Origin of the sequence: Agarivorans sp. Toyoura001, assembly GCF_005405585.1 — a bacterium.
In the GTDB taxonomy this organism is placed as follows: Bacteria; Pseudomonadota; Gammaproteobacteria; order Enterobacterales; family Celerinatantimonadaceae; genus Agarivorans.
This window is the reverse complement of record NZ_BJEQ01000004.1, coordinates 156,191-173,121: the sequence shown is the minus strand read 5'-3', so window position 1 is coordinate 173,121 and position 16,931 is coordinate 156,191. Positions and strand designations below refer to the sequence as shown.

Here is a 16,931-nt window from a genome sequence, read left to right as displayed (position 1 = left end):
GGTGAAGTCATTCGGTGTCAATAACTAAGAATAGGCATGCGGTTTTTTGCAACAACATCCGTTCAACACTTGGTAAGTCGAATGATGGTTACTTGGGCTTTTCTTTGCGGATAAGCATGTCCAAGTACTTAGTAAACCGTTTTAATCTGGTATCAGGTTTCTTGGCACTGATTAATCCATAAGCGATAACATAACGACTCGATTTAGTAAGGGTATCAAAAAACGCTTTCGCTTGAGGCTTGTCCTCTAGTGCTTCGAGAAAATCTATTGGCACTTCCATTTCACTTACCACATAAGCGCTTTTCCAGCGCCCGTCAGCTTTAGCATCCCGAATATGCGCAAGCCCAGCTTCCATCATGCGGTTTTCCGCAATCAAGCGTTCTGCATGCTCGGTGTTTCTTTTAGACCAGTTACTGCGTTTCTTTCTAGGTGTAATGCGTTGAATATAAGCCTGCTCATCGATGGACTTCTTAATACCATCAATCCATCCCCAACATAGCGCCTCAATAACAACATCATTCCATGTCACGCTCTCAATTCCGCTATTTTTCTTGAATATCTTCACCCAAAGTTCGGTTTTGAAATCGTGGTTAAGTCGCAGCCAGTCGCCAAGTTCTTGGGGTGTAGCAAATGACATAGTGTTCAATGAATCTGCCTCAGGCATAAATGAAGGTCTCTTTGGTACAACATGTAATAATCTTAACTAAACTTGCCAAGTACAGCGCTAAATTAACCGAAGGTTTTAATATACCTGCGTAAGAACACGCTTAAAGTGCTTTACACATATGGAGAAGCAGTTTCAGTTACCTCTACTAGTGTACCCATATTGGAAAAGAACAAATCTGAGATCATAAAACTATTTCGTTTATCCACTAAAGGTCCAGTCCTAATTGACTTAATGCATTCGGGTGTAATCGGTACACAAACATAACGAGTTAACCCCAATGAACAAGGCTTAATCTTTATATCTCCGTTAAAATTGTCTTGGAAAATAAAAAAGCGAACTTCTGACTCAGCCGCAAATGATTCATGTTTCATTTGAATAGCCATTTCTTGTAGCGAGGTAATATAGTTTGACGCAAAGTGGATATGATTCAAAAATTGGGGATGAGAGCGATTCATAGATTTGTACCAGTTATTATCTCTTACTGATTGCACATACTTTATGAACAAGTCTCGCTTTTCTTCTTCGCGGTATACGCATTCGTGTGATACGGCTTTATCATCCCTTAGTAATTTAAATACCTGTTTCTCCAATTCATCTTGATCAAATTCGATGCAAACTCCTAGGCCTTTTTGTGTATAAGACCTCCACTGAGTCAAATCATCTTCGATCTTGGATGTAGAGAAACCGAATGACACATATTGAAACTCGTCACTGTTACTGCGTTTAAAGTAAAACTCCGGAGGCAGCTCTGCTTCACTGAACTCATTTGCATACGCTTCACGCAACAATTCGTCATCTACTTTAGTTTCAAGAGGATCATTCATCATCCCGAAGCTACCAAAATGTAATGACTTATTCGTAACGATATTATAAAGAGCCTCAATACTCGTGTAGTGGTAGCAAGATTTACTCATGGATTACCTTGTTGCTTATAAATGATGACTAGCGAATTGCCGACTTACACATAACAGATTAAGAATTTCCATTATCTACTAACAAAACAGAATAATAGTCAATAAAATCATAACTTAAGAATAAGTACTTGAATTAATTTGTAATAGCTTTAGTGCCGAATTTTTAGTCACGATAATGCCGTAAAAGAGGCTATCAAATTAACCATCAGTTAACATGCTCGGCGCTGATTTATTAAGCATTGATCTAGTTTATACAGTCGTCATATTTTTAGTGTAAAATCCTCGCTCGTTTATGCAATGTTCGCTGTTAGCTAACGCTGTCTGGTTTAGCTCTTACCAAAGGTTTGCCCCAAATATGATTAAACTTATTGCCCTAGATATGGACGGCACACTTCTCAATGACGAGAAAAGAATTACCCCTCGTACTTATCAAGCTATTCAACAAGCTAAACAAGCGGGTGTAAAAGTAGTGCTTGCCTCTGGCCGCCCACTACAAGGCTTGCGCCCTTACCTTGAGCAATTAGAGCTGACCAGTGATGAAGACTTTGTAATCTCTTACAATGGCTCATTAGTGCAGCGAGTGGGCAGCGGTGAAGTGATTCATAAAACCACGTTACTCGGTTCCGACGGTATTTCTTTAGCTCGCATTGCTGAGCAGTTGGGCGTTTTTGTTCACGCCTTTTCGGCTGAACACGGCCTCATTACCCAGCAACACAACCCATGGACAGACATTGAATCGTCAATTAATGGCATGGACGTAAAAGAAATTGATTTTGCTAGTTTAGATGCCAACGATGCATTAACTAAAATTATGTTTGTAGCTGAAGAAAGCATACTCGACAAAGCTATTGCCAACTTGCCTGCTGAGTTACGCGAACAATACACAGTAGTGCGTAGTGCACCGTTTTTCTTAGAGTTTTTACACCGTAACAGCAACAAAGGTGTGGGTGTAGAACAGCTAGCCAATATCTTGGGTTTAAATGCATCTCAGGTAATGTGTGCTGGTGACGCCGACAACGACCGCCACATGCTGCAATACGCGGGTTTAGCGGTTGCGATGGCAAACGCCGATCCTGAAATTAAAGCAATGGCTAATTACCTAGCCCCAAGCAATAAAGAAGATGGGGTTGCTGTAGCCATTGAAGAAAACGTACTAAATACGCTTTGCCCAACCAGTTAAGCTAAACTGGTAAGCAAACAGTAACAAAGGCGAAACTAAAACCCTTAGTTTCGCCTTTATCTATTAAAATACCGTTCTCATTCCTGGTAAAAACAAACCCTAAACTTTCCATTCAAGATCAGCTTGATTAATTTATAAGCTTTATAAAAACAACAGCAAATAAACACCATCACACAAGACAAATAAGTCACAATCCTTACAAAATCCAACGAATTTTTTTAGCTATTTTAGTTATACGAACAGCAAACAAGCATCCGATTCTCGGCATATTGTTATTAGTTTTACCGATGCTATATTTCGCGCTCAGATAACTGATTAATAAGGAAATTCTAAAATGAGCACTAAGAAAACCGTAGGTATCGTTGTGGCAGTAATTGGTGTAATTCTAATTGCTATTGGTGGCTTTAGCCTTAATGACATCGTAGTCGCAGAGCAACAAGCGCAGGCCTTAGGCGGTTTATTTGGTGGTGCTGGGAATGATTTACTGGGTGGGCTAGGTTTAGATGCGGCATTAGAAGCACAAAAAAACAAAGCTTATGGGTTTGTTGTATTTGGTATTGCAGCCATTGTAGGTGGTGTTTACATGCTAAAAACCGCCACTGAAGAAAACACTAAAGCAGCTTAATTTAAATCAACAATGCTCACTTAATTCCATTTATCTAGAAAGCATTCGATTAAGTAAACTCAATAATAAATCCGAGTGACTAAGCCCACTCGGATTATTCAATAAATTCAAAAAAGACCTTTCTGCTGGTGCTTATAAACAAGCCCTCGATATTTAGTAGAAGCATTGAGGAACTAACCCGTCATTGTTTAACCCTAAAGCTGCAACTTCCTCATTGGTATAACACCATCAAACGGCTTTTTATTGCTCATAAGCAAGTTCTAAGAAAAATCTTCCAGCCTACTTAGCCAACTAAATCCTGAAGAATTTGTAACCAAATCGCCACAAATAAGTCACCCAACTGACATGTCTAGATAAGCTAACTGTCACATTACAAGCCTAAGTTATTGTTCAAAACAACGGCAGGATCCTGTAATGAACAATCAAGTAATCACAGTCAAGCAGCTGAACAAACACTTTGAAAACAACCACGCCCTTAAAAGCGTAGATTTAAGTGTTCAGCAAGGTGAAATGGTGGCATTACTTGGGCCGTCAGGCTCAGGAAAATCAACCCTTTTACGCCACTTAAATGGCTTGGTTAGCAGTGACAAAAACAGCAAAGGCTACATCGAAGTTCTTGGCATGCCAGTGCAACGTGACGGCAAGTTTTGTAACACCGTACGCAAAAGCCGCAGCCAAACGGGTTATATCTTCCAGCAGTTTAATTTGGTTTCACGCCTTAGCGTTTTGCAAAATGTTTTGATTGGCGCACTAAGCGCAACTCCCAGCTGGCGCAGCCTTACTGGCCGTTTTACTTTTGAGCAAAAGCGCCAAGCTTTAGCAGCTTTAAAACGCGTAGGCCTTGAGCAATTTGCTTTACAGCGCGTTTCAACACTATCTGGCGGTCAACAGCAACGCGTAGCGATTGCTCGCGCCTTAATGCAACGCGCCAAGATCATTTTAGCCGATGAGCCGATTGCTTCCTTAGATCCAGAGTCGTCACGCATCGTGATGGAAATACTCACCGACATCAATAAACAAGAAGGCATCGCAGTAGTGGTGACCTTACACCAAGTTGACTACGCCAAACGTTATTGCCCACGTGTTGTGGCGCTAAAACTTGGCGAAGTATTTTACGACGGGCCTAGCGAGCAATTAAACGAAGCCAAACTTGCCGCGTTATACGGCTCGCAAGCTCAACTAACAACCACCGAAAACCAAGACCAAGCAGTACCACAACTTTGGCCACAGATGGCCTAAACCCAACTAACAAGGAGATAGATGGCATGTTAAAGCTAATCAAGCAGACAGCCTTTGCAACTGCGGTAGTTGCCGCAGCAGTAAGTTCAACCATGGTTTCAGCTGCTGAAAAAGCGATGGACACCATCAACTTTGGGATTATTTCTACTGAGTCTCAGCAAAACCTAAAAACCACTTGGACACCGTTTCTAGAAGCGATGGAAGAGAAAACCGGTTACAAGGTAAAGGCATTTTTTGCTCCAGATTACGCCGGCATTATTCAAGGCATGCGTTTCGACAAAGTAGACGTAGCTTGGTATGGCAACAAATCTGCGATGGAAGCAGTAGACCGCGCCGGTGGCGAAATCTTCGCACAAACCGTTGATGCTACAGGTAACCCTGGTTACTGGAGCGTATTGGTTACTCACAAAGATAGCCCGCTTAACAGCCTTGAAGATGTTATCGCCAAACGTGGTGACCTTACTTTTGGTAACGGCGATCCAAACTCAACGTCTGGCTTCTTAGTACCTTCGTACTACGTATTTGCGCAAAACAACATTTCAGTGTCTGACTTCAAACGCAGCATGAACTCTGGCCACGAAGCTAACGCTTTAGCCGCGGCGGCGAAACAAGTAGATGTAGCAACTGGCAACACCGAAAACATGGACCGCTTAAAAATTACTGCACCTAAAAAGTTTGAGCAGCTAAAAGTTATTTGGAAGTCACCCCTTATTCCTTCAGACCCAATTGTATGGCGTAAAAACCTACCAGAAAGTGTGAAAGGCGAAGTGTATGACTTCTTCATGGAGTACGGCACCACTGGTGATGCTCAAGAGCTAGCAGTATTAGAAGCGCTACAGTGGGCCCCGTTCAAAGCCTCTAGCGACCTTCAACTGTTGCCTATTCGCCAATTGGTACTGTTCAAAAACCGCATTGTTACTGAAAACGACAGCAAAATGTCGAAAGCCGAAAAAGCGGCAGAGCTAGCAGTGATTGACGCCCAACTTGCTGATTTAAACCGCAAGCAGAGCGCAATTACCGCGATGGCTAAATAGTTAAAAGCTAGCTGGGTGAAAGCCCAGCTTTTTTAAAGCCAACTTATCTAGACATGTTGAGAACCTTAAATGACTACCGAAGCCGCAATTCTTAACCAAAACTCCAAGCCATCTTGGTTAAGCCTACTTTTTTGGGCCATCGCCATCGCCGGTTTAACTTGGAGCTGGCAAGGCGCCGAAATAGCGCCAATGAAAATTTATAACGATGCCGGCAATATGACGGAGTTAGCCAGTGACTTCTTCCCGCCAGACTTTAGCGATTTAAATTACTACCTAGAAGAAATGTTAATCACCCTGCATATCGCTATTTGGGGCACCATTTTCTCAATATTCCTGTCGGTTCCTTTTGGCTTAATGTGTGCCGAAAATATGGTGCCAGCGTGGGTATATCAACCAATGCGCCGCCTCATGGATGCCGCCCGAGCCATTAATGAAATGGTATTTGCCATGTTGTTTGTGGTCACCGTGGGTCTAGGTCCATTTGCTGGGGTAATGGCCTTGTTTATTCACACTACAGGGGTACTTGCCAAACTGTTTTCAGAAGCCGTTGAAGCGATAGATCCTGGCCAAGTTGAAGGCGTGCGCGCCACTGGTGCCAATAAGCTAGAAGAAATTGTATACGGAGTCATCCCCCAAGTGCTGCCGCTATGGATCTCTTTCTCCCTCTATCGTTTTGAATCTAACGTACGCTCCGCCACCGTTGTAGGCATGGTAGGCGCTGGAGGCATTGGCGTTATTTTGTGGGAAAGCATTCGAGGATTTATGTTCCCGCAAACTTGCGCCGTGATGATCATTATTGTGGCTACCGTGAGCCTGCTGGACTTTGCCTCACAACGCGTTAGAAAACTGTTTATTTAGGTGAACTGAACCATGCCTCGTTATCAAGAAATCGCCTTGAGCTTAGAAAAAGAAATTAGCCATGCGTATCAAGCGGGCCAATACCTGCCGCCTGAGCAACGTTTGGCCGAGCGCTATCAGGTTAATCGCCACACCTTGCGACGCGCCATTGACGAACTCGTGCTGAAAGGCTGGCTACTGCGACAGCAAGGCAAAGGGGTGATGGTACTTAGCAAGCCAGTACGCTACCCATTACATTCGGGATCTAAGTTCACCGATAACCTACTTAGCGCAGGCGCTAAACCCAATAGCCGCCTTTTGAGCTTTATTCGCACCAATGCCAATCAATGGGTAGCTAAAGGCTTAGGCGTGGAATTGGCCAGCCCAGTTATTCAGCTTAAAACCCTACGTTTTATCGACCAAGTGCCGATTAGCATTGTGTTTCACCATCTGCGTTTAGGCGAACACGAGGCACATTTAAGCCAATACCAACAAGGCTCGTTACACAGTTTTCTAAAGCAACATTGCAATATAGAACTGCGTCGTCAGCAAACCGTTGTTGGGGCTCAGCTGCCTAACAATGAAGACCAAGCCTGCTTGCAAATTGATGCTAGTAATCCTTTGCTCACCCTACAAACCGTCAATGTAGATCAGCAACAGCAAGCCTTTGAATTTTCCATTTCTCATATTAGAGCTGAGCTAGTAGAGCTTAGCCTGGAGCACCCGTTATGAGCCACTCACAGACCCAGCAACCATCATCCGGACAATCAATACGCCAGCACTGGATGGCCGTTTTAGCTAATGCTTCTTACCCAGCGTTAGTTAGCCGTTGGCAACAACTTAACTTAGACCCTGAATGCGAAGTTATTCGCCAGCCTGAAGTTGGCCTAGCCCGTTTGCAAGGGCGCGTTGGCGGCACTGGCGAACGCTTTAATTTAGGCGATACCACCATCACTCGCGCTGCTGTGCGCTTAAGCGATGGCACTTTAGGTTACGGCTATTTACGCGGTCGGGCCAAGCAACACGCACTGTTGTCGGCGGTTATTGATGCCCTAATGCAAAACCGAGAATACGCCCCTAGCTTGCAGGAGGCGGTAATTCAGCCGCTGGCCGAACTACAGCAACAAGCAAAACATAAAACGGCTGAACACGCAGCCCAATCAAAAGTCGATTTCTTCACGGTTGTAAGAGGAGAAGATTAATGCAGCACATTGAATCTGGATTTATCGACGGCATACATAATGCCCAACAATGCTTTCGCTACATCCTAAAAGCCTTAAGCGAGCCTGGCACCGAGGTTACGCTAAACAAACACCCCGGTTTTTCGCCGCTAAATGCCGCCACGAGCCAAATAATAATGAGCTTGTGTGACCAGCAAACCGGCGTGTATTTAAGCTCAGCACTTGCTGAATCAAGAGACGGTTTAGAGCACGCTTGGCATAACTTGGCCTTTCACAATGGCGTTTCCTCAACGCCTATGGAGCAAGCCGATTACCTAGTGGTCAGTGGCACTGAAGATCTTAACTTACAAAGTATTAAGGCTGGCACAGATGCCAGCCCCGAGCTGAGTGCCAGCGTATTAGTACAAACTACCGGTTTTGATAAGGGGCCTCGTTTTCGCTTAAGCGGACCCGGCATTAAACATAGCGTAGAGCTACAACTGGGTGATCTTAGTGACAACCTAGTGGACTACTTGCTTAAGCCAAGTCATCGCTACCCACTCGGTATTGATTTTATGTTCTGCCATCAGCAATCGCTAGTGGCCATTAGTCGTACCACCAAGCTGGAGTTAATCTCATGTATGTAGCGGTAAAAGGTGGCGAAAAAGCCATCGAAGCAGCCCATAAATTACAAGCCGAGCGCCGCCGTGGCGACACCGATATAGCGGAACTAAGCGTTGAGCAAATTAGCCAACAGCTCAGCTTAGCGGTTGAACGCGTAATGACCGAAGGTGGTATTTTTGACCGTGAACTAGCAGCACTGGCGATTAAGCAAGCCAGTGGCGATCAAATAGAAGCAATATTTTTACTACGTGCCTATCGTACTACTTTGCCACTGTTAGCCACATGCGAGCCATTAAATACCAGCAACATGCAGGTTCAAAGGCGCGTTTCAGCCACCTATAAAGACTTGCCTGGCGGCCAACAACTGGGCCCGACATACGATTACAGCCACCGCTTATTGGACTTTAGCTTACTGGCTGAGCAACAAGCCGACAGCAAGGCTGAACCGCCAGCGGCTGAGGCTTCAAACCAAGGTGATAATTCGCCACAAGCCTTTAGCAAAGTATTCTCGTTGTTAGAACAACAAGGTCTAGCCAAGCCGGAGATAGATGAAGGCGAAGAACCCGCCGACATTACCCAGCAAGCCATTAGCTACCCTTGTTCGCGGGCAGCTCGCTTGCAACAACTCAGCCGCGGCGACGAAGGCTTTTTACTCTCTATGGCCTACTCCACCCAACGTGGATATGGGCGTAACCACCCCTTTGCTGGCGAAATTCGTAGCGGCGAAGTAGCCATCGCAATCTGCCCAGATGAGTTGGGGTTTGAGGTTGAGATAGGCAGCATTACCCTCACCGAATGTGAAATGGTAAACGGCTTTGTTAGCCCACAAGATAAAGACGCTCACTTCACCCGAGGTTATGGCTTAGCCTTTGGCTTTAGCGAACGCAAAGCTATGGCGGTTGCCCTACTCGATCGCTCCTTGCAAACCGAGCGCTATAACGAGCCGGTAAGCAGCCCTGCGCAGGATGAAGAGTTTGTGCTAGCCCATGCCGACAACGTAGAAGCCGCCGGCTTTGTTTCTCACCTTAAATTGCCCCATTACGTCGACTTCCAATCGGAACTAGAACTGCTACGAAAAATGCGCCAGCAAGGAGCCAGCCATGACCAGCTTTAGCCAACAGGCTACTGCACTAGATGATAGTAGCCAGCAATACAATTTTGCTTACTTAGACGAACAAACCAAACGTATGATCCGTCGCGCCATCTTAAAAGGTGTCGCCATTCCTGGTTATCAAGTTCCCTTTGGTGGACGCGAAATGCCAATGCCTTACGGCTGGGGAACCGGCGGCATTATGCTTAGTGCCTCTATTCTTGGCCAAGATGACGTACTTAAAGTGATTGACCAAGGCGCCGACGACACTACCAATGCGGTATCTATTCGTCACTTTTTCAGCAAAGTTTGCGACATTGCCACTACCGAAAAAACCGAACAAGCCAGTGTTATTCAAACCCGCCACCGCATTCCAGAGCAAGCCCTAAGCAACAACCAAATTCTGGTTTTTCAGGTGCCTATTCCCGAGCCGCTGCGCTTTATTGAACCGCGTGAAACCGAGACAAAAAAAATGCACGCTTTGGAAGAATACGGTTCGATGCAGGTAAAACTGTACGAAGACATTGTGAAGTATGGCTACATCGCCACCAGCTACGCTTATCCGGTAACGGTGCATGGGCGCTACCTTATGGACCCATCGCCAATTCCTAAATTCGACAATCCAAAGCTACATCAATCGGAAGCCTTAATGATTTTTGGTGCTGGGCGAGAAAAACGCATTTACTGCATTCCTCCCTACACCGATGTGCACAGCCTCGATTTCGACGACCACCCCTTTAGCATTCAGCAGTGGGATGAGCCTTGCAGCCTATGTGGTAGTCACGACACCTTTCTTGATGAAGTGCTGATCGATGACCAAGGGCAACGCATGTTCATTTGCTCAGACACCGACTACTGCCAAAAGCAACAAGCCGCGCAACTAGGAGCTGAACATGACTCAGTTAGCTAAGCAACTTGAAGAACCTCGCGCAAACGCCGCGAACCAAGCCGAGCCAGCCCTACTCCAAGCCCAAAACTTGAGCATGCTGTACGCGCCAGGCAAAGGCTTTGAAGACGTTAACTTAAGCCTTTATCCCGGTGAAGTATTGGCCATTGTGGGTGAGTCGGGCTCTGGTAAAACTACCTTGCTCAAAACCTTATCGGGTCGCCTTGCTCCACAAACCGGTAGCATTAGTTTTCAAAGCGATAGCAACACCGCAGAGCTATACAAAATTAGTGAAGCGGAACGTCGCAGCTTAATCAGGCAACACTTTGGCATTGTGCATCAACATCCGCTAGATGGGCTTCGCCCAAGGGTGTCGGCGGGCGGCAACATTGGCGAGCGTTTAATGGAAAACGGTTGGCGCAATTACGCCGAGATCCGCCTGCAAGCTCTCACTTGGCTAAAAGCGGTAGAAATAGATCAAAGCCGAATTGACGACATGCCCCTCACCTTCTCCGGCGGCATGCAGCAACGCCTGCAAATCGCGCGCAATTTGGTTACCCATCCGCGTTTAGTATTTATGGACGAACCTACTGGCGGCTTAGATGTATCGGTGCAAGCGCGTTTATTAGATTTAATTCGTAATCTCGTCACCGAACTGCAACTCGCAGTGGTTATTGTTACTCACGACCTAGCGGTAGCAAGGTTGTTGGCGCACCGAATCATGGTGATGAAGCAAGGCCAAGTAGTAGAAAGCGGCCTTACCGACCGAGTATTGGATGACCCTAGTCACCCCTACACGCAATTGTTGGTTTCATCGGTTCTTCAACAATAAACGCTTAGCTTACAAGGATTCATCATGAAACCCGTCATGATCGCTAAAAACATCAATAAAACCTTTGTTTTACACAATCAAGGGGCTGCGCGTTTACCGGTTTTACGCCAGCAAAATCTAGAGATTTTTGCCGGAGAGTGCGTGGTGCTTAACGGCAGCTCAGGCTCTGGTAAATCTAGCCTATTACGTTCACTTTACGGTAACTATCAAGTTGATGAAGGTGAATTGCTGATTAGCCAAGGTGAGCAGTGGCTTGATTTAGCTACCGCTCAAGCAAGAGAAATTATTGCTTTACGCCGCAATACCATTGGTTGGGTAAGCCAGTTTTTAAGGGTTATTCCACGTTTATCGGCCTTAGATATCGTAATGCAACCGATGTTAGAAAATGGCATTAGCGATAGCCAAGCCAAAGCTAAAGCCGAAACCTTATTAAGCCACCTAAACGTGCCAGAGCGCTTATGGAGCCTAGCACCCGCTACCTTCTCTGGTGGTGAGCAACAACGGGTCAACATTGCCCGCGGTTTCGCCCTCGATTACCCAATATTGTTGCTAGACGAACCAACCGCCTCATTGGACAAACACAATGCCCAGCAAGTGGTTGAATTAATTTTGGCCGCCAAACAACGCGGCGCAGCCATTGTTGGCATATTTCACGATGCTTGGGTGCGCGATTTAGTCGCAGACCGCTTACACAACATGCAACAAGCAGCACAATTAGCAGGATAGTGTGATGATTATTACCAATGTAAATATGGTTCTGGAACATGAAGTAGTAACAGGGTCATTAGAAGTTCGTGAAGGCCGCATCGTGGCGCTTAGTGATACTCAAAGCCAACATAGTAGTGCCATAAACGGCGACGGCGCTTACCTGCTGCCAGGCCTTATTGAATTGCATACCGACAACTTAGAGAAGTTTTTCACCCCACGACCTAAGGTTAGCTGGCCCAGTGGTTCGGCCATGGCCAGCCACGATGCCTTAATGATTTCCAGCGGTATCACCACGGTGCTTGATGCCATTGCACTGGGCTACATTAACGACCACGGCACTCGCCTTGCCAACCTAGAGCGGATGCTACACACCATTGTGAATAGCCAGCAACGCGGCGTTAATCGCGCCGAGCACATGCTGCACTTACGCTGTGAACTGCCGAATGCCGATACCGCCAACATATTCGAAACTTTGGTTGAGCAAGGGCCAGTAGCCATGGTGTCGTTAATGGATCACACACCAGGCCAACGCCAATTTGTAGACAGCGAAAAGTATCGCACTTACTACATGGGTAAATACGGCTTAAACGATAAAGAAATGGCAGCTTTTGAAGCCGAGCAAACTGCCGCGTCCGAGCAGTGGTCAGACGCTAATCGCAAACACATAGCGGCCTCTGCCCGCGAGCGAGGCATTGCCTTAGCCAGCCATGACGACGCCACTCTTGAACACGCCCTAGAGTCTGCATCATTAGGTTGTGCCGTTGCCGAGTTCCCTACCACTGTTGCTGCGGCTAAAGCCTCGCACGACGCGGGTTTGCAGGTAATGATGGGTGGGCCAAATATTGTGCGTGGCGGATCTCACTCTGGCAACGTAGCCGCGGCAGAGCTAGCTCGCGAAGGTGTGCTGGATATTTTGTCGTCTGATTACTACCCAGCCAGTTTACTCGATGCCGCATATATGGTGGCTAACATGGAAGATAACAACTACGATCTTTGTCAGGCCATTCAAATGGTTAGCCTAACTCCAGCACATACCTTAGGCATGGACGACCGAGGCAGTATTTGTGAGGGTAAACGGGCCGATTTGGTATTAGCCAAACCCAATGATGAGCGCTTGCAAGTAATGCAAGTATGGCGTGAAGGAGAGCGAGTATTTTGATGACTTCGCTAACTGCCAGTGAACTAAACGGCGAAGCCAAGTTGTTTTACTTGGTGGGGCCTTCTGGCTCAGGTAAAGACAGCATTATTAATGGCTTACGTAGCCAGTTGCAAGCGGACAGCAATCTGCTGATTGCTCATCGCTACATCACCCGTGCGGTAGATGATAGCGGTGAAAATCACATTGCCTTAAGCGTGCCAGAGTTCACCCATCGTAAACACAGCGGCTTATTTGCGATGGACTGGCAGGCCAACGGCTGCAATTACGCCGTGGGTAACGAAGTAAATACTTGGTTGAGCATGGGGTTCTCGGTGCTTTTCAACGGCTCTCGCCAACAGATCCCCTTGGCTGAAGAGTTATTTGGGGAGCGCTTGCGAATAATCGCCTTAGAGGTAGATTCCAGCATATTGGCCGAACGCCTGCGCAAGCGCGGTCGTGAATCTGAACACGATATCTCAGCACGGCTGCGCCGCAGCGAACAATATCAGGCTTCTCTGCCAGAAGAGTGTTGGCGCTTAGACAACAACCGCAATCTAGACAGCACCGTGAGCAAACTGCTCAAATACATTGACACCGAAACTACCGAGTTATATATCCAATGAAACTAACCCTACTTGGCACCGGTAATGTAACAGGCTGCCCAGTGTACGGCTGCGATTGCCTCGCCTGCCAGCGAGCGAGCTTAGACCCCAGCAAAGCAAGATTGCTTTGCTCAGCAGTGCTAGAAGTAAATGGCCAGCGAATACTCATCGACGCCAACCATCCGCAGTTACAAACGCGCTTTCCAGCTGGGTCTATTGATGCCATGTTGCTCACCCACTTTCACATGGATCATGTACAAGCTTTATTTGAATTACGCTGGGGAGTAGCCAAGCCAATTCCGGTTTATCACCCAGATGATCCCTTAGGTTGTGATGACCTATTTAAACACTCTGGTTTACTAGATTTTCAGCCCGCTAGGCAGGCCATGCATAGCTTTGCGTTAGCAGGTATCAACATAACGCCCCTAGCTTTAAATCACTCAAAACCTACTCTAGGCTACTTGTTTACCAGTGAAAATGGCCTGATTGCCTACCTAACCGATACCCTAGGGATCCCAGACCAAAGCTGGCAACATTTGCTGCGCCAGCCGCCAAAGTATGTAGTGATTGATTGCAGTAACTCTCCCCTGCATCGTTCAGGTAATCACAATAATCTTAGCGACGTGCTTGAGTTAGCGCATGCTCTGCCCGACAGCACTTGGGTGCTCACCCACATTGGCCACGATTTAGACGAATACCTCATGCAACACCCCAACTGCTTACCCAGCAATGTGCTGGTTGGGCATGATGAATTATGCCTAAGCCTATAACTTCAAAGGAACAACCATGGCGATAGTAGACCCCGGCGCAAATTTAAACAGCCAGCCCAACGTAGCTAATAGCAGTAAGGTAACCAGCTCTGAGCTAGGCAGCTGGACTGAAATCGGCGAGCGCTGCCTATTAGACAACGTGCAATTTGGTGATTACAGCTACGTCCAAAACGACGTAGATATTGCTTTATGCGAAGTAGGAAAATTTGTCTCTATTGCTTCAAGCGTAAGGGTAAATCCCAGCAACCACCCTTGGTGGCGGCCAAGCCTGCACCACTTTAGCTACCGTCCGCAAAAGTATGGAATGGCAGCAAAAGTAGACGAACAGGTATTTGATTGGCGTGCAGATAACAAAGTGAAGATTGGTCACGATGTATGGATTGGCCACGGCGCGATTATTATGCCGGGTGTAAACATTGGTAATGGCGCCATTGTTGGCTCTGGCAGTATTGTCACTAAAGATGTACCCGCTTGGCACATCGTGGTGGGTAATCCTGCCAAGGTATTAAGACCACGCTTTGATAAACCTAGAACTGGCGAGCGCCTAGAAAAACTTGCCTGGTGGGATTGGTCGCATGAAAAACTTGCCGAGGCCCTACCCTTGTTCCAAGAAGACTGCTTAAGCTTTCTGGAACACTATGAGAAACAACTGCTAAGCGAAAGCGTTTAGTGGCACTAGCCCCAACTAAAGTTCGCTTAGCCACTCATGGAATGGCCATTGCCCAAACGCTGCTTTGGGCATGCCTTTACTATAGCTTTCCTGCCACGCTGCTCACTTGGCATCAGCAGCTTGCTTGGTCTATTGCCGATGTCTCGTTAGCATTCACGATTTGCCTAGTCGCCTCTGCACTTTGCTCGCCATTTATTGGCCGTTTAATCGACAAAGGGTTTGGCCCACGGGTTTTAAGCAGCAGCGCTCTGCTGGGCGGAATTGCTTTACTGGCCGTTAGCCAGGTGCAGAGCTTATGGCAGTTTTATGTTGCTTGGTTAGTGCTAGGCTGCGCTAGCGCAGGGTGTTTATACGAACCTTGTTTTGCTTTTCTTACCCGTTATCGCGGGGACAACGCTAAATCGGCGATCACCAAAGTCACCTTATATGCTGGCTTTGCAGGTACCCTAAGCTTTCCACTTTGCCATTACCTTATCGACCTCTTAGGCTGGCGAATAACGTCCGTGAGTTTAGCCTTGATTGTTTTGCTCATCGCTACTCCATTGCTGTTTATTAGCGCCAAGTTAATTCAAGGGGCCCAAAGCTCAGAGCTTCGCAAAAAGAAAGCCATCGCAGGCACTCAGCAATCGAGCGCGCCAAATGCTCAGCTTAAAAACGCAGTGTTCTGGTTTATTGCCTTAGCCTTTTCTCTTAGTGCACTTAACCACACGGTATTAGTTAACTTTTTGCTACCAAGCATGCACGCTCTCAACTTTAGCGCAGATAATGCCGTGTTAGTCATGGCGATGATTGGCCCAATGCAAGTGCTTGGGCGCATCGCCATGATCAGTGTAGATAAACGGCTATCGAATACCCTTATAACCATGATGTGTTTTGGCAGTTTGTTCGTTGCCGCCGGTTTGTTGTGGCAGCTCGAACAACTCCAGCACCTTATTTGGCTGTTTGTAGTTTTACAAGGGAGTGCTTATGGGGTAACCAGTATTTTGCGGCCAGTGTTAACCAAACAATTACTCGGTGAACAAGGTTTTGGAGCGATATCGGGAATGTTGGCTGTGCCCTATTTGCTCGCCAGCGCAAGTGCCCCATTTCTTGGTGCTTTTGCTTGGCAGTTAAATCAGCAGCAGGGTATTTTTGGTTTAGTCGGCCTTAGTGCAGGCCTAGGATTTATGGCAATGGCAGCATGTTGTTTCCAACACACTGCCACTGCCAACAGTTATCAGAAGTTAACTGCTAAACCTAGGTAAGCACCGCTGTCGCTTGTGCTGTAGCTACGTGTTGCAATGTCTTCGTATTGATAACCGGCTGAAATGTCGATAGTGCTCGCCACTAAATCAAACAATTCGTAGTTAACACCCGCACGAAAACGGTTTGCTTTGTAATCTTCGTCAGTTAGCGACAATTTAAGATCGCTCTCTAAGCCAAGACCTGAACCAGGGAAACGCCATGCTACACGGCCCACTGCATATACTTGCTCGCCAGAGTCGGTGCCTGCTAAAAACGAATCAGCACTGTCCCAACTCTCGTAACCCGCACCTAAGTCTAAGTACAAACCGGCAGTATCAAATAAGTTGTAGTAAAGCTCACCTTGGTAGCTAGACCCGTCAGCCGCATCGCCTTGTTTACGCTTGTTAGCGCCAACAGCAACATTTGGAATTAACGGGATAGGATGCTTAAAGCGTACTTCAATATCACCTTGCCATGCCGAAGAGGCTTTAGGGTCGGTATTGGTTTGAGCTAAGTGGCTGGCAACAGTCAGGCCAAGTAAATCAGCTTGAACGGGAAGTGCAGCGAACATTGCAGCGCCAATCGCTAGGCGAAATTTCATGGTGAGTCCTTTAACTAAACAACATCTATGAGGGTAAGGCGGCATTCTGCCATGAGCATTGTTTAACGCCAAGAGAAAAAGCTAATCAAGCAGGTCTATTTAGTTTAATTTGCTGAAAATTAACTAATAG

The 16,931-nt window shown here is 46.6% G+C and carries 20 protein-coding genes; 17 read left to right on the top strand and 3 right to left on the bottom strand.

Features of this window, described 5'->3' with window-relative positions; all coding sequences use genetic code 11:
- Window positions 1–88: 88 nt before the first annotated feature.
- Window positions 89–664 carry a YdeI family protein gene (locus FFR00_RS07480; protein WP_137672770.1) on the bottom strand — a complete coding sequence of 192 codons (576 nt, stop codon included), beginning with the start codon at window positions 662–664 and terminating at the stop codon, window positions 89–91.
- Window positions 665–777: 113 nt separating this feature from the next.
- Window positions 778–1,581: a DUF2971 domain-containing protein gene (locus FFR00_RS07475; RefSeq protein ID WP_137672769.1), complete on the bottom strand. Its 804-nt coding sequence runs from the start codon at window positions 1,579–1,581 to the stop codon at window positions 778–780.
- Between the two features lie 355 nt (window positions 1,582–1,936).
- Between FFR00_RS07475 and yidA the strand changes: the two genes are divergently transcribed.
- The 17 genes from yidA (at window position 1,937) to FFR00_RS07390 (ending at window position 16,220) form a co-directional block, all read left to right on the top strand.
- The gene (yidA, locus tag FFR00_RS07470; protein ID WP_137672768.1) at window positions 1,937–2,761 is read left to right on the top strand and encodes a sugar-phosphatase; all 825 of its coding nucleotides are present in this window, start codon (window positions 1,937–1,939) and stop codon (window positions 2,759–2,761) included.
- A gap of 334 nt (window positions 2,762–3,095) precedes the next feature.
- Entirely contained in the window at window positions 3,096–3,386 is a 291-nt protein-coding gene (locus tag FFR00_RS07465; protein WP_137672767.1) for a hypothetical protein, read from the top strand.
- 414 nt (window positions 3,387–3,800) lie between these two features.
- Window positions 3,801–4,625 carry a phosphonate ABC transporter ATP-binding protein gene (gene phnC, locus FFR00_RS07460; protein ID WP_137672766.1) on the top strand — a complete coding sequence of 275 codons (825 nt, stop codon included), beginning with the start codon at window positions 3,801–3,803 and terminating at the stop codon, window positions 4,623–4,625.
- Between the two features lie 26 nt (window positions 4,626–4,651).
- On the top strand, window positions 4,652–5,659 hold the full coding sequence (gene phnD / locus FFR00_RS07455) for a phosphonate ABC transporter substrate-binding protein (RefSeq protein WP_137672765.1): 1,008 nt from the start codon (window positions 4,652–4,654) through the stop codon (window positions 5,657–5,659).
- 69 nt (window positions 5,660–5,728) lie between these two features.
- Window positions 5,729–6,517, top strand: a complete 789-nt coding sequence (gene phnE, locus FFR00_RS07450) for a phosphonate ABC transporter, permease protein PhnE (RefSeq protein WP_137672764.1) — start codon at window positions 5,729–5,731, stop codon at window positions 6,515–6,517.
- Window positions 6,518–6,529: 12 nt separating this feature from the next.
- Window positions 6,530–7,228 carry a phosphonate metabolism transcriptional regulator PhnF gene (gene phnF / locus FFR00_RS07445; protein WP_137672763.1) on the top strand — a complete coding sequence of 233 codons (699 nt, stop codon included), beginning with the start codon at window positions 6,530–6,532 and terminating at the stop codon, window positions 7,226–7,228.
- Window positions 7,225–7,698 carry a phosphonate C-P lyase system protein PhnG gene (gene phnG, locus FFR00_RS07440; RefSeq protein WP_137672762.1) on the top strand — a complete coding sequence of 158 codons (474 nt, stop codon included), beginning with the start codon at window positions 7,225–7,227 and terminating at the stop codon, window positions 7,696–7,698. Before phnF ends, phnG begins: the two co-directional genes overlap by 4 nt.
- Window positions 7,698–8,303: a phosphonate C-P lyase system protein PhnH gene (gene phnH / locus FFR00_RS07435; RefSeq protein WP_137672761.1), complete on the top strand. Its 606-nt coding sequence runs from the start codon at window positions 7,698–7,700 to the stop codon at window positions 8,301–8,303. The genes phnG and phnH overlap by 1 nt, the downstream gene beginning before the upstream one ends.
- Entirely contained in the window at window positions 8,294–9,394 is a 1,101-nt protein-coding gene (locus tag FFR00_RS07430; protein ID WP_137672760.1) for a carbon-phosphorus lyase complex subunit PhnI, read from the top strand. Before phnH ends, FFR00_RS07430 begins: the two co-directional genes overlap by 10 nt.
- Window positions 9,381–10,280 (top strand): alpha-D-ribose 1-methylphosphonate 5-phosphate C-P-lyase PhnJ, encoded by a 900-nt coding sequence (locus FFR00_RS07425; protein WP_137672759.1) that lies wholly within the window; start codon window positions 9,381–9,383, stop codon window positions 10,278–10,280. Before FFR00_RS07430 ends, FFR00_RS07425 begins: the two co-directional genes overlap by 14 nt.
- Entirely contained in the window at window positions 10,264–11,088 is an 825-nt protein-coding gene (phnK, locus tag FFR00_RS07420; protein WP_137672758.1) for a phosphonate C-P lyase system protein PhnK, read from the top strand. The genes FFR00_RS07425 and phnK overlap by 17 nt, the downstream gene beginning before the upstream one ends.
- 24 nt (window positions 11,089–11,112) lie before the next feature.
- Window positions 11,113–11,814, top strand: a complete 702-nt coding sequence (phnL, locus tag FFR00_RS07415) for a phosphonate C-P lyase system protein PhnL (RefSeq protein ID WP_137672757.1) — start codon at window positions 11,113–11,115, stop codon at window positions 11,812–11,814.
- Between the two features lie 4 nt (window positions 11,815–11,818).
- The gene (phnM, locus tag FFR00_RS07410; RefSeq protein ID WP_137672756.1) at window positions 11,819–12,955 is read left to right on the top strand and encodes an alpha-D-ribose 1-methylphosphonate 5-triphosphate diphosphatase; all 1,137 of its coding nucleotides are present in this window, start codon (window positions 11,819–11,821) and stop codon (window positions 12,953–12,955) included.
- Window positions 12,955–13,557, top strand: coding sequence for a ribose 1,5-bisphosphokinase (gene phnN / locus FFR00_RS07405; protein WP_137672755.1), 603 nt, complete (start codon window positions 12,955–12,957; stop codon window positions 13,555–13,557). Before phnM ends, phnN begins: the two co-directional genes overlap by 1 nt.
- A complete protein-coding gene (phnP, locus tag FFR00_RS07400; RefSeq protein WP_137672754.1) occupies window positions 13,554–14,306 on the top strand; it encodes a phosphonate metabolism protein PhnP in 753 nt (250 codons plus the stop codon). Before phnN ends, phnP begins: the two co-directional genes overlap by 4 nt.
- 16 nt (window positions 14,307–14,322) lie before the next feature.
- Window positions 14,323–14,976, top strand: a complete 654-nt coding sequence (locus FFR00_RS07395; protein ID WP_137672753.1) for a DapH/DapD/GlmU-related protein — start codon at window positions 14,323–14,325, stop codon at window positions 14,974–14,976.
- A complete protein-coding gene (locus tag FFR00_RS07390) occupies window positions 14,976–16,220 on the top strand; it encodes an MFS transporter (RefSeq protein ID WP_137672752.1) in 1,245 nt (414 codons plus the stop codon). Before FFR00_RS07395 ends, FFR00_RS07390 begins: the two co-directional genes overlap by 1 nt.
- Here the strand turns inward: FFR00_RS07390 and FFR00_RS07385 are convergent.
- The gene (locus FFR00_RS07385; RefSeq protein WP_137672751.1) at window positions 16,193–16,801 is read right to left on the bottom strand and encodes a hypothetical protein; all 609 of its coding nucleotides are present in this window, start codon (window positions 16,799–16,801) and stop codon (window positions 16,193–16,195) included. The two genes, FFR00_RS07390 and FFR00_RS07385, sit on opposite strands and share 28 nt — an antisense overlap.
- Window positions 16,802–16,931: the final 130 nt, after the last annotated feature.